The organism is Lonsdalea populi (assembly GCF_015999465.1).
In the GTDB taxonomy this organism is placed as follows: domain Bacteria; phylum Pseudomonadota; class Gammaproteobacteria; order Enterobacterales; family Enterobacteriaceae; genus Lonsdalea; species Lonsdalea populi.
In genome coordinates this window covers 1,090,231-1,103,420 of the sequence record NZ_CP065534.1, presented here as the reverse complement: position 1 = coordinate 1,103,420, position 13,190 = coordinate 1,090,231, and the positions used below count along the sequence as shown (strand labels likewise).

Genomic DNA, 13,190 nt, shown 5'->3' with positions numbered 1-13,190 from the left:
GTTGTTCGGCCGGAACAGACGTTTCAGGCATTTGTTCCGGCTATTTCAGGCACTCACAAGGGCGATGGATTTTCCGGCAGCGGACGCGACACTTCCTTCACTTCCTTGCCCTGCTCGTTGTGCAAATACACGTCCAACTGATTGAACGCGATATTGATGTCATTTTCCCGGCATAGACGGTCGATGGCCCGGTTCAGCTCGTCCACGGTGTAACTGCGATCGCGCAGCTCGCGCACATAGAGTCTCAGCTCATGATTAAGCGTGCTGGCGCCGAACGCGAGGAAAAACACCTGTGGCTCCGGATCGATCATCACTCGGGCATTTTCTCGCGCGGCCTGCAGCAAAACGGATTTCACCTTATCCAGATCCGACCCATAGGCCACGCCGATGCTGATGATGACGCGTGTAATAGTGTCAGACAGCGACCAGTTGATCAGACGTTCCGTCACGAAGGCTTTGTTGGGGATAATCACTTCTTTGCGGTCAAAATCCGTAATCGTCGTCGCCCGGATTCTTATCTTACTGACCGTTCCCGAAAACGTACCGATGGTAATGGTATCGCCGATACGCACCGGTCGTTCGAACAGAATGATCAGACCGGAGACGAAGTTGGCGAAGATCTCCTGTAAACCGAACCCAAGCCCGACGGACAACGCCGCGACCAGCCACTGTAGTTTGTCCCACGATACGCCGAGCGAGCTAAGGGCGGTCACCGCGCCGATTGACGTAATCAGATAGGTCAATATCGTCGTAATGGCGTAGGATGTCCCCTGCCGCAACTGCAATCGGGAAAGCACCAGCACTTCAAGCAGCCCCGGTAAATTGCGGGTCATGACGTAGGCAATCACAATCACCGCCAGCGACAACAGCAGGTTGCCGAGCGTTACCGCTTGCAGGACGTTGCTGCCACCCACGGACGCGTTGTAGTGCCACAGGGTGACGCTATCGAGATACGAGAACACCGTCACCAGGTCCGCCCAAATTCCATAGATAGCTCCGCAGAAAACCATGACCAGGACCATAGTGGTCAACCTCAACGACTGCTGGCTGATTTGTTCCAGCGCCAGCGGCGCTTCGGGCACCGGTTCGCTTCCTTCTGCGCCCTCTTTGACCGTGTTCTGCCGCCTGGCCAGCGCACGACGATAAGCCAGACGTCGGGCGGCGACGCTCAGTCCGCGGATCGTCGCCATGTAGACCACATTCCAGATAATCAGCAGATATAGGCTTTCGATCCAACGCCCGGACAGGCGTAGCGTCGTATAGAAGTAACCGCTAAACATCAGCACAATCAAAAACGGCGGCATCAGCGCGATCGCCGTAACGACAATCAAACGCATCGAGTGACGGTCCTTATCGCGCCAGCTATCGCGACAAAGCGGAAATACCAGCACCGACAGCAGCACTAAATTGAGGACAATAACCAACTGTCCGATAACGTCGTCCACCAGATACAACGGTATCTGTTCGCCGATGACAGACCAAAAAATCAGCGGCAGCAGCGCACATCCCAGCCGCAGCGTCTGCCTGCGATAGTGAGCACTTAATGAGGGAGCAAAGTTGAAATGCCGTTCAAACATGCCCCCGGGCTTCAATCCCTGCCAGGCCAGACTAAAGACGAGCCAGAACAGCGCCAGGTCTTGGCTCAGCAACCACGCAAATTCGCCGATTTGCCCTCCGGAGCGTTCCAGCCACAGTCCCACGCACAGAACTATCAGCGTGACGGGCAGCACCTTAATCAGCAGCAGCAGAATAGCCTGAGGGGTATGTAGCTGGCTGTCGCGTTTGAGCTGTCCGACGTCTTTAGACAATTTGTCGAGATAATGGTCGATAGATTTTCGACGCCAGAAGATCAGCCCCACCAGCAGCATCGCCGGAACAACATAAAGCAAAGACCGTAAAGCCCCCTGAACAAACTGTTCCGATTTAACCCCGATATGGATGCCGTGCAGTTGCTGTTTAAGCGAGGACGGAAACTCTTTCAGCCAGCTCCAGCCCATCGGCTTGTTGCTGTTGACCCAAAAGATCTGCTGAGTCAGTGTTCTTTGCAGCGAGGCATTCACGCTGCCAAGCTGCTGCCGGTTGATCTGCAGGTTGATCGCGAGCATGAGCTGGTTGCCGAGCTGCTTGTTCAACTGATCGAGCAGTTCCCGGCGCATGTCCAAAATCTGCTCCAGCGCATCGGTCACTTCACTGTCGGAAGCCGCATTGCTGCGCGCCAGCAACTTCTGAATATATTCATCGCCGCGAAACAGCTCATCGCGCTGCTGGTTGATGTCGAACTGCTCCAGGCGCAGATCGGCGATCTGCGTGCTCATGTCGCTCAGTTCATCTGCCGAAGGGAGGTTTTGCTGTTGTTGGTACAAGATGCGCGACAACAGCAGGCTGCCTTTGAGTACGGTGACCTGCTCTTTCAGATTACGCTCGGACTGCGTGGCGCGATCCAACCAGTTTTTTACCTGAATGCTTTGCTGCACCAGCGTATTTCCGGCTTCAGTTGCGGCAATTAATCGCTGGCTGAGCTGTCGGTTGGTCTCCATTTCCGTCTTGACTAACGGATGTTCCTGAATGCGCTGCAGCTCGCCGGACGTCTGCGCCTCTTTGGCCGTTTTCTCCGACAGGTTGAGACGCTTGTGGCTGACCACATTTTGCAGCGCCTGCACCATCCGTTCTTGCTGGTTAATCTGGGCCGCCGTGTAATCACGCTGCTTTTGCAGCATATCCTGCAGCGTTGTGTTCACTTCCAGACTTTTGCGCTGCTGCTCCATCTGAGCGTTCAGCAGAGCCTGTTCCGTCAATAAAAGTGTTTGCTGGCTAGGCCGCAACGTCGCCTGACCCGGCTCCAGACCATTAAGCTGATTGCGCAACTGCTGGCTGCGCTGCGCGGCCGTCAACATGGCGCTCTGAACTCTTTCCGGCTGCGTCTGCAGCGAAATCAACTGGCTATTGTAACTGGAGAGGTTTTCCTGCGCCGACTGCAGGCCAGCCAGCGTATCATTTAACCGCGATTCCAGTTGTTTAATAGAAAAAGACTCGAGAGAGGTGAGCGAGACTTCCGGCGATGTGGTGAGCGCCGCCAAATCATCGCTGGTCTGACGCAGCTTGGTCGGGGCTTGCGCCGCCTGGAGTTTCAGTTGCGCGGTTTCCTGCTTAACCCGTTCTATTGCGTCCAGCACGTCAAGCGTTTTGGTGTAATCTTCCATAACCAGCTTGTCAGCCGGAGACTGGCTTTTTTGTTTATTTAGCGTGTCGAGACGGTTTTGAATATCGCTGCGGACCGGTAAATCATTCATGACCGCCAACGCCGGCGCGCACACGGTCAACGCCAGACATATCATCCAAAGGTGTGTCGACAGGGAGCACAGGATGGAATCCGCCACGCGGGGAAAAGAGGAGTGGAATTGGCGCAAAATAGGGAACCTGAAACTCATGGCACATCATCGTAATGGTAGGGGCGGAGATACATCGAGTTTATCATGCCTCGGTCAGGCCGAGATATCTGAATCCGTGGGGAAACGTAACGGTATTTACGATTTGCAGACATTATCCAGGTCAGCGGGCCTGACGCATGGCAGGACTAAAACGTAGCATATCAATCAGGCCATCAACTAGAAATGGCGCTTCGGTGCTTAATTCGAAGCTTTCCGGCATAAATAACCAGTTTTCCATCACACCCGACAGGTAGGCTCGCAGCGCAATAGCCGCCCGGCGGGCATCCGTATTCTCGGGTAATTTGCCGGAGAGAATGCAGCCATTCAGCAAAATATCCACTTTATTGTAACAGTCGAGGTGGATTGCTTTACGTCCGTGGCAAGACGAGCGAATTTCTCCGATAAACTCGCATTTATGAAAAATAATCTCCATCATTGAGCGCCACTCGCCATCGCATTCAATCTGCTTAAGCATATAAATGAGTAGTTCGCGCATAACATGAAGTGGATCATCCGGAAATTTTGCATGATACTCAGTTTCAAAATCAGTCATCTTTGTTTCTGAGCGCGCCCAAATTTCATTAAACAGCTCAGTTTTGTTTCTGAAATGCCAGTAAATAGCACCTCGTGTTACACCCGCAGCGACCGCAATGTCACACAATGACGTCGCAGAGACACCGTGCTCGGAGAAGAGGCGTAGAGCCGTCTCCATAATATGGAGGCGGGTTTCCTCAGCCTGTTTTTTGGTTTTTCGTGCCATAGCATTATTTTAACTGAAAGGTGCGATTTACATACATTCGTGTATGTATGTACCATAGCATGCACTGGATATTATCGCAGCAATGGGTTTGGGCTGGTTATCCATTGATCAATTCTCGAATCGGAATCTTGAGGCTTATTTTATGAATAAAAACAGAAGGCTTTTGCCTCTGGCGGCGGTGCTGATGCTTTCTGGCGGCTTAGTACTCACAGGATGTGATAATAAGGATGGAAGCCAAGACAACGCAGCGGGAAGCGCTCCGGCAGTAGATATTGTCACCATAAAAGCACAACCTCTGAATATCATCACCGAACTGCCGGGACGCACCAACTCTTTCCGGGTGGCTGAAGTCCGTCCTCAGGTCGGCGGCATTATCCTCAAGCGTAACTTCGTGGAAGGCGGCGACGTCCAGGCTGGCGTATCGCTGTATCAAATCGACCCTGCGCCTTATGAGGCACAGCTCAATAGCGCGAAAGGAACGCTGGCGGAAGCGCAGGCCAACGCCGAAGTCGCGCGTTTGACCGTCAACCGCTACAAACCTCTGCTAGGCACCAATTACATCAGCAAGCAGGATTACGATCAGGCCGTCGCGACCTCCCGTCAGGCTGACGCAACGGTCGTTTCCGGTAAAGCCGCCGTAGACTCAGCCCAGATCAACCTCGATTACACCAAAGTCACCGCGCCAATTTCAGGCCGCATTGGCAAGTCAACCGTCACCGAAGGCGCCTTAGTTTCAAGCGCTCAAACGACCGCACTCACCACTATTCAGCAGCTCGATCCCATTTACGTGGACGTGACGCAGTCCAGCAATGATTTTCTGCAGCTTAAGAACGACTTAAAAAGTGGCACGATCCAGGTTGCCAACGGTAAAGCCAACGTCCGTCTGTCGCTAGAAAATGGGACCGAATACGATCAGCAAGGTACGCTGGAGTTTTCCGACGTGACCGTAGATGAAACCACCGGCTCCATCACACTGCGTGCTATCTTCCCGAACCCTTCACACAACCTGCTGCCCGGTATGTTCGTTCGTGCGCGTCTGGATGCGGGCGTTAATCAAAACGCGATTCTGGTGCCTCAGGAAAGCGTCACCCGCACCCCTCGCGGCGATGCTTCCACACTGGTCGTGGGTGAAGGCGACAAAGTTGAAGTCCGCTCGATCACCACGGCTCAGGCTATTGGCGACAAGTGGGTGGTGACTTCAGGCATCAAACCCGGCGATCGCGTGATTGTTTCCGGCTTGCAAAAGATTAAACCCGGTATGGTGGTGACAGCGCAGGAAGTCAAATCAGACAGCACTCAGCAGCCCCAACCCCAACCCGCCAAGTCTTAACAGGAGCCGGTAATCTATGGCTAAGTTTTTTATAGATCGTCCCATCTTCGCATGGGTCATTGCCATTATGGTGATGCTGACCGGGCTATTGGCGATAACGCAGTTGCCGGTGGCCCAATATCCGAGCATTGCGCCACCGTCCGTTGAAGTGACCGCCTCTTATCCGGGGGCTGACGCCAAAACGGTGCAGGATACGGTAACGCAGGTCATCGAACAGAACATGAGCGGCATCGATAATCTGCTGTACATGTCATCGAACAGCGACTCGTCCGGTAACGCTCAGATCACGTTAACCTTCGATGCCAAAGCTAACCCTGACATCGCGCAGGTACAGGTGCAGAACAAGTTGCAGCTCGCCATGCCGCTTTTACCACAGGAAGTTCAGCAGCAAGGCGTCAGCGTACAAAAGTCCAGCAGCAGCTTTCTGATGGTCATCGGATTTATCAGCGATGATAAAAACATGACCCAACAGGATATTGCGGATTACGTCGGCTCCAGCGTCAAAGACCCTATCAGCCGCGTCACCGGCGTCGGCGATACTCAGCTGTTTGGCGCCCAGTACGCCATGCGGATCTGGCTCGATCCCAACAAACTGATCAATTATCAGATGACCACGTCAGACGTGATTTCGGCGATCACGGTTCAGAATACGCAGATTGCCGCCGGTCAGTTAGGTGGCACGCCGCCGGTGCCTGGGCAAAAACTGAACTCGTCGATTATCGCTCAGACAAGACTTAACAATACCGAGCAGTTCGGCAACATCCTTATTCGCGTAAACCAAGACGGTTCGCAGGTTCGACTGAAAGACGTCGCCAGAATAGAATTGGGCGGTGAGGACTACAGCGTCGTTGCCCGTTACAACGGACAGCCAGCTACCGGTCTGGGCATCAAACTGGCGACTGGGGCCAACGCGCTAGATACCTCCAACGCCGTTAAAGCCGAGCTGGTAAAACTTCAGGCGCAGTTCCCCGCCGGTTTGAAGGTCGTCTACCCGTATGACACCACGCCGTTCGTTAAAATTTCTATCAACGAAGTGGTGAAAACGCTGATTGAAGCCATCGTGCTGGTATTCCTGGTCATGTATCTGTTCCTGCAAAACTTCCGCGCAACGCTAATCCCGACCATTGCGGTGCCGGTCGTATTGCTGGGGACATTTGCTATCCTCTCGGCATTTGGCTACTCCATCAATACCCTGACTATGTTCGCCATGGTATTGGCTATCGGTCTTTTGGTGGATGACGCCATCGTCGTTGTAGAAAACGTCGAACGTGTTATGGCGGAAGAAGGACTATCACCAAAAGAAGCGACGCGGAAATCCATGGGCCAGATTCAAGGCGCGCTGGTAGGGATCGCACTTGTGCTGTCCGCCGTGTTTGTGCCGATGGCCTTCTCCGGCGGCTCAACCGGCGCCATCTACCGTCAGTTCTCAGTCACCATCGTATCCTCTATGGTGCTGTCCGTACTGGTGGCATTGATCCTGACACCAGCGTTGTGCGCCACGCTGCTTAAACCCATTGATAATCATGGTCACGGCAAAACCAAAGGCTTCTTTGGCTGGTTCAACCGCCTGTTTGAAAAAAGCACGCATCACTACACCGACAGCGTTGCCAATATTCTGCGCAGCAGCGGTCGCTATGTTGTGATTTACCTGCTGCTGGTCATTGGTCTCTGTCTGCTATTCATGCGTCTTCCCAGTTCATTCCTGCCTCAAGAAGACCAGGGCGTGTTGCTCACCATGGTGCAGTTGCCCGTTGGCTCCACGCAGGAAAGCACACAAAAAGTGATGGATAAGGTTGATGCTTACTACCTGAATAACGAAAAGGACAACGTTAACTCTGTCTTTACCGTCAACGGTTTCGGATTCGCCGGACGCGGACAAAATATGGGGATCGCCTTTGCCAGCCTAAAAGACTGGGATGAGCGTAGCGGAGCGGAAAATAAGGTCGATGCCATCGCCGGCCGTGCTTATGCCGCCTTCTCCCAGATAAAAGAAGGATTGGTCATTCCGTTTAACATCCCCGCCATCGTTGAACTGGGTACCGCCAGCGGCTTCGACTTCCAACTGATTGACCAGGGCAACCTGGGTCATGACAAGCTGATGCAGGCCCGTAACCAACTGTTGGGCATGGTCGCTCAGCATCCAGATACGCTGGAGAGCGTCCGTCCGAACGGCATGGAAGATACACCGCAATATCGTCTGGATATCGATCAGGAGAAAGCGCTTGCGCTGGGCGTCACGCTGAATGAAATCAACTCGACGTTGGCGACCGCGCTGGGGGGAAGTTACGTCAATGACTTCATTGACCGCGGCCGGGTGAAAAAAGTATACGTTCAAGCGGATGCGAAGTTCCGCATGCTCCCTGGCGATATTCAGAATTGGTATGTGCGCGGTACCGCCGGCCAGATGGTTCCGTTCTCCGCCTTTGGCTCAGCCCACTGGGAATATGGTTCCCCGCGTCTGGAACGTTATAACGGCTTACCCTCGATGGAAATTCTGGGTGAAGCCGCACCGGGAAAAAGTACCGGTGAAGCGATGGCGCTGATGGAGGAGCTGGCTTCGCAGTTGCCTGAAGGGGTCAATTTCGACTGGACGGGGATGTCTTATCAGGAACGTCTGGCAGGGAACCAGGCGCCGGCACTGATTGTCATTTCTGCTATCGTCGTGTTCCTGTGTCTTGCCGCACTATATGAAAGCTGGTCGATCCCCTTCTCCGTCATGCTCGTTGTGCCGCTTGGGATTTTGGGGGCCGTCGTCGCTGCCAGTATGCGCGGGTTAGAAAACGACGTGTACTTTAAGGTAGGGATGCTCACAACCATTGGGCTATCGGCCAAGAACGCCATCCTAATCGTGGAATTTGCGAAAGACCTGATGGAAAAAGAAGGGAAAGGGTTGGTGGAAGCAACGCTTGATGCCGTGCGGATGCGTTTGCGCCCCATCCTAATGACTTCCCTAGCCTTTATTTTGGGCGTCGTGCCGCTGGTCATCAGCTCCGGCGCTGGCTCCGGCGCTCAGAACGCGGTAGGTACGGGGGTCATGGGCGGGATGTTGACCGCCACCATTTTGGCTATTTACTTCGTGCCCGTCTTTTATGTCGTCGTCAGTCGACGCTTCAGTAAAAAGAAAGGCGCGGAGAATACAGGACACCAGCCCGACCAGCACTGACTCGCATCCTCAGTCAAAATAGGCCGCTAAAGCGGCCTCTCCAAACTGTGACAAAGTCCTGGCCTCCCGGCCAGGAATTTGATCTATATGGTCAGTGCAAAAACGGACTGACCTCCATACTCAGAGAACTCGCCCCCACGGCAATATCCGTTAGAAATGGTTACCCTCGAAGACCCCCGAAGACCATCTGGTACGCAAGATTGATGCCGCCATCGACTTAAATTTATCCGCACACCGCCCCCTCAGCGAGAACGGCCTCCGCTACTTCAAAGACAGCAGTGTCGTCCAGCAGATTTTGGCCCTGTCGTCGAGCTGGCGCGGGTAAATGGTATCGCCAATGGCCGGGCGCTTTATACCGACAGTACCTGAAAGCCAACGCCAACCCACGCAAGGGGGGTAAACGAATGGCGCCCTGAAAGGGTAAACGAATATATGGAACAGCTTAACTCCGCAGTGGAGGCCGGCCGGAAAAACACGAAAAAAACCGCCGCCCGCCATAAAAAAGTAGACGAAAAGCGAAGCCTCCGTTAAGAACACCCGAGTCAGCACCGCCCCGCAAAGCGGCTTCATACACCGGGACAACAAGCCGCAGCGCTTCTTCCATCTAGCACCGCGCGACAGAGGAGAAATACGGCATCATCATGGATACACATGTCACACCGGGCAACGTGCATGACAGCCAGCCTTATAGCGGAAAAGTGACTGATGTACAGTACAACAGACCGTAACGGCTACCGACACTATGGTCTGATGCCGGAAAATGCCCTGCCTTCCATTTTCGAAGTAAGCACATAAAAAACAGTGAGATGCAGAAGACTCTCACCCGACATGTGCGCGAAGAGGCAAAGGAGAAAGCGAATGCGCTAAGGTAGACAAAATGGGGTAAAACGATATACGCGCGGCGCAAGGATACGTTAGAACGGAGCTTCACGGATGCGAAACAACATCATGGCTATTGCTATGCGCGGTTCCTGGGGATGAAGAAAGTGGGTGCAATGCCTGCTGGCGGCGACGGCGCAGAATATGAGGAAGATGATGCTGTTTTGTCTGCTGCTACTGGCAGAATGCGGGCCGATAAGGCCTAACCAGAGGCAAAAGATGGCGTTGAAAGTCTCATGGCATGAAAGGCCAAAATATCTCAGTCTCGACCTGCAGTCTTAAAAGAACCCCATGACTACAAGTCACAGTGGTCGGCAAATAAAAAAAGGGCGATCTTTGTTATAACATAACATGAAAAATGACATATAATACTACTTAATATATGCCTCCCCATTACCTCACTTTGTTTTCCCATGACAACAGCGTAATCACCAACTACACCGCAGGTTCCAGGATAACAACGCAAAAAACCATGAATATGAGGAGAAATTTTATCTCAGTGTCACCATTGAGGTTTCTATAGCCTCTCATCTTTACTGCGCAGATGAGCAAATGAGTATTCAAAAAGGGAGGCACAATACGCTCCCAAAAAAGATAAAGTTGTTTTCTTATATCTTAAAGACGGGGGAAACTTCATGCAGGTATTAAGCTCACTGCGCAGCGCTAGAATCTCCACAAGGATTGGATCGTTTTAGACAGCACGACAAATTTACGTCATTTGTAAAAGTAACCCTCGGTTTATTGCGGTTCAGGACCAGAAAAATAAAAAAAACTAATGAATAACTCATCGGACTTCTATGCTGCAATCAATAATCAAACAATCAAACTTGAAGAAACCTCTCTCGCTCTTGTGGTTTTAACAATTAGGTAACCCACTAACTGTTAATGAATCAGCCTATTTTGTTCTATTGCCTTTAAGCACCGTCGGCCTTTTGACCCCCATAGGAGAATCAGAGTCCCTATACCACCCGCCTTTCAGTCAACACCGTTGTAATTTTCTGATGCTATTTTTGTTACACTTTATATAAATGCCTTACATTCAATTTTGGGAAAACTAATTAACATCGTAAAGACTACCCTTAAAAGGGACTTTAAATAGTCTTGTGACTCAATGAATACATTACAAAATTTAAACGGTGAGTTCGATAACAGCAATTGCTACATAAAATGTCCGCGCTGTGCGAACCTACACGTTCTTTGCTATAGTTGTTACGGAATGATTTTTACAATGGCGTGAGGACATTCTTTACATTCACCGTGTTATCCTTAGTTGGTCTATTGAGGACGGCAGAGTGTAATCTCTCTTATGCAATTCATCGCTTTACCTGCTAAGGCAGGAGTAAACCCTAAGTAAGACTGAACCATGGCTTAACGGAGGGATTGAAATGGATGAGTACTCACCCAAACATTATGATATTGCCCAACTCAGATTCTTGTGTGAGAATCTGCGCGATGAAAGTATCGCGACTCTAGGTGACAGTAATCACGGCTGGGTGAATGATCCGACCTCCGCAATAAATCTTCAACTCAATGAACTTATTGAGCACATTGCGGCCTTTATTGGCACCTATAAAATTAAATATCCGGATGATGAAGAGTTGTACATGCGGGTTGAAAAATATCTAGACGATACTTATATTCTTTTTAGCAATTACGGCATTAATGATGCAGAGCTGCGGAGATGGCAAAAATCTAAGTCGCAATTATTCAGAATGCTCTCAGAAAAGAGCAACTATGCAACAGTAAGAACTTAAGAAATTATTTGCCTTATACTTATTTAACCCAGGAAAAATCATAAAGGTTATTATGAAAAAAATAGATTACTTGATGCGTTTGCGCAAATGCACAACCATTGACACTCTTGAACGAGTTATTGAAAAAAACAAGTATGAACTCTCAAACGATGAGTTAGAAATGTTCTATTCCGCGGCGGACCACCGTTTGGCCGAGCTGACCATGAATAAGCTCTACGATAAAGTTCCCACCGCCGTATGGAAATACGTGCGTTAATACGTATTAATCACCCAAGTTAAGCTAAAAGTACATTGAGCCGATATCATGATCGGCCTTTTTCTTATTAGAAAAATTAAGCAATATGCTAAAATTAGTAACAACTCGTATGTGCGTATTTCTTCCTTAATTCATCTGAAACAACTTAACATCCATTTCATGAAACACCACCCTACCGATTGAGATATGTCTTTTTATAAACTTACCTTCAATGGTTTCAATGCTTAAATCCGGTAGCGTCCAATAAATTAAAAACAAGGTAACGTCAGATTCCTAAACAACGGTCATTCTGAAAAATAAAAAACAAGAAAGGGAAAAGAGGCAGGAAACATCTGAAATGGCGGAGGCCCCGCCAGCTACATCCCGGCACACACATCGCCTGCTGCGGCTGCTTCCTTCCGGACCTGACCGAGTCCACAGGTTAGTGTTGCGGGAGAACCAACAGGGCCTCCATTGACGGCTCCGCACTGCGAAGCGGTGGGCATTATCAGCGATGGCCTAGTCAATTGCAAGCCGACACAACGTAACCGCTGTTTTCTTATCCATAACTTGCTTGATACCATGCGCTATTTATCAGTCTCATGGCAAACAGGATATCCATACGCTATGTCGCCCCACGAAGATAACTTTCGACAACGCGTTTTTCATATCATTGCGGCGATCCCCTTTGGTCAAGTCGCAACCTACGGGGATATTGCGCACTTGGCCGGTTCGCCGCGGGCTGCTCGTCAAGTCGGCGCAGTATTGCGTAATCTGCCTGAAGGAACAACGCTCCCCTGGCACCGGGTGGTCAATCGAAAAGGCGAGCTATCGTTGGCGGGACCTAGTCACCAGCGCCAAAAAAAAGCGCTGGTGACGGAAGGAATAAGATTTAATTTGGCAGGCAAAATTGATCTCGACCTATTTCGTTGGCGACCAACCGAGTAAATTTGCTCGCCCGCCGTTGATTACTGGATCGGTGACACGGTAGTACCGCCAAGGGGCGGCACCGTAGCTCCGCTGTGGACATCCGTTCCGGCCGCTAACGGTACTGACGGGTTAGCCGGCACAGGAACAGACTCCACCGGAACCAAGGTCAATTCGGCGGAACGAACGCCATTATTGATAACAGGAACAACGCTTTCTGTAATCAGTGTGACACGGTGGTTGATGGCGACTGCAGCGCTCAAAAGCACTCGTGCGTTAGGTTGGATATCGTTCGGGTTATAAGGCAGAACGAAGTTGAAAGGCGACTGTTTTCCGTGAGTCAATGTCACCCGCTGGGCAATGATTTTCGAAGGTGCGTCAGCTAATGAGGCATCTGAAACGGTCACCGTTAACACAGCATCCGCTGGCAGTGCGATTTTTTGTCGAATATTCACCGTACCGGTCACGGAAGGCTGCGCAATACCGGGCAGATAGCTGCCACTCGCCGGGATAGGGCCTCTGACATCCGGAGCTACACCACTATCACTTTTATCTGCACACCCAACCAAGCCGATCGATACCATGATACCGCCCAAGATATGCCATAATTTCATTTGGTAAGTCTCCCTTTATCATTTATCTGGCCTTCGGCGAAAACCGATGACCGCTAAGTAGCAAGAACCACTCGGCGTTTTAATTATGGTTCAATATCTT

General features: G+C 51.1%; 8 protein-coding genes, 1 other RNA gene and 1 pseudogene. 6 read left to right on the top strand and 4 right to left on the bottom strand.

The window, feature by feature from the left end; all coding sequences use genetic code 11:
- Nucleotides 1-53: 53 nt before the first annotated feature.
- Nucleotides 54-3,428, bottom strand: a complete 3,375-nt coding sequence (gene mscK, locus I6N93_RS04890) for a mechanosensitive channel MscK (RefSeq protein WP_085689896.1) — start codon at nt 3,426-3,428, stop codon at nt 54-56.
- A 121-nt stretch (nt 3,429-3,549) separates the two neighbouring features.
- Nucleotides 3,550-4,188 (bottom strand): multidrug efflux transporter transcriptional repressor AcrR, encoded by a 639-nt coding sequence (acrR, locus tag I6N93_RS04885; protein WP_085689894.1) that lies wholly within the window; start codon nt 4,186-4,188, stop codon nt 3,550-3,552.
- Between the two features lie 142 nt (nt 4,189-4,330).
- Here acrR and I6N93_RS04880 point away from each other — a divergent pair, with 142 nt between their 5' ends.
- The 5 genes and pseudogenes from I6N93_RS04880 (at nt 4,331) to I6N93_RS04865 (ending at nt 11,570) form a co-directional block, all read left to right on the top strand.
- Nucleotides 4,331-5,518 (top strand): efflux RND transporter periplasmic adaptor subunit, encoded by a 1,188-nt coding sequence (locus I6N93_RS04880; RefSeq protein ID WP_085689918.1) that lies wholly within the window; start codon nt 4,331-4,333, stop codon nt 5,516-5,518.
- A 16-nt stretch (nt 5,519-5,534) separates the two neighbouring features.
- On the top strand, nt 5,535-8,681 hold the full coding sequence (locus I6N93_RS04875; protein ID WP_085689892.1) for an efflux RND transporter permease subunit: 3,147 nt from the start codon (nt 5,535-5,537) through the stop codon (nt 8,679-8,681).
- Nucleotides 8,682-8,922: 241 nt separating this feature from the next.
- Nucleotides 8,923-9,842: pseudogene (locus tag I6N93_RS17425) on the top strand (transposase); the annotation flags it as partial.
- Nucleotides 9,843-10,945: 1,103 nt separating this feature from the next.
- Entirely contained in the window at nt 10,946-11,314 is a 369-nt protein-coding gene (gene tomB, locus I6N93_RS04870) for an Hha toxicity modulator TomB (protein WP_085689888.1), read from the top strand.
- Between the two features lie 52 nt (nt 11,315-11,366).
- Nucleotides 11,367-11,570, top strand: a complete 204-nt coding sequence (locus I6N93_RS04865) for an HHA domain-containing protein (protein ID WP_009114000.1) — start codon at nt 11,367-11,369, stop codon at nt 11,568-11,570.
- A 347-nt stretch (nt 11,571-11,917) separates the two neighbouring features.
- Here the strand turns inward: I6N93_RS04865 and ffs are convergent.
- An RNA gene (gene ffs, locus I6N93_RS04860) (signal recognition particle sRNA small type) lies at nt 11,918-12,014 on the bottom strand.
- A 162-nt stretch (nt 12,015-12,176) separates the two neighbouring features.
- Between ffs and I6N93_RS04855 the strand changes: the two genes are divergently transcribed.
- Nucleotides 12,177-12,497 carry an MGMT family protein gene (locus tag I6N93_RS04855; RefSeq protein ID WP_085689887.1) on the top strand — a complete coding sequence of 107 codons (321 nt, stop codon included), beginning with the start codon at nt 12,177-12,179 and terminating at the stop codon, nt 12,495-12,497.
- 20 nt (nt 12,498-12,517) lie between these two features.
- Here I6N93_RS04855 and I6N93_RS04850 read toward each other — a convergent pair whose 3' ends face one another.
- Nucleotides 12,518-13,090, bottom strand: a complete 573-nt coding sequence (locus tag I6N93_RS04850; RefSeq protein ID WP_085689885.1) for a YbaY family lipoprotein — start codon at nt 13,088-13,090, stop codon at nt 12,518-12,520.
- Nucleotides 13,091-13,190 lie beyond the last annotated feature (100 nt).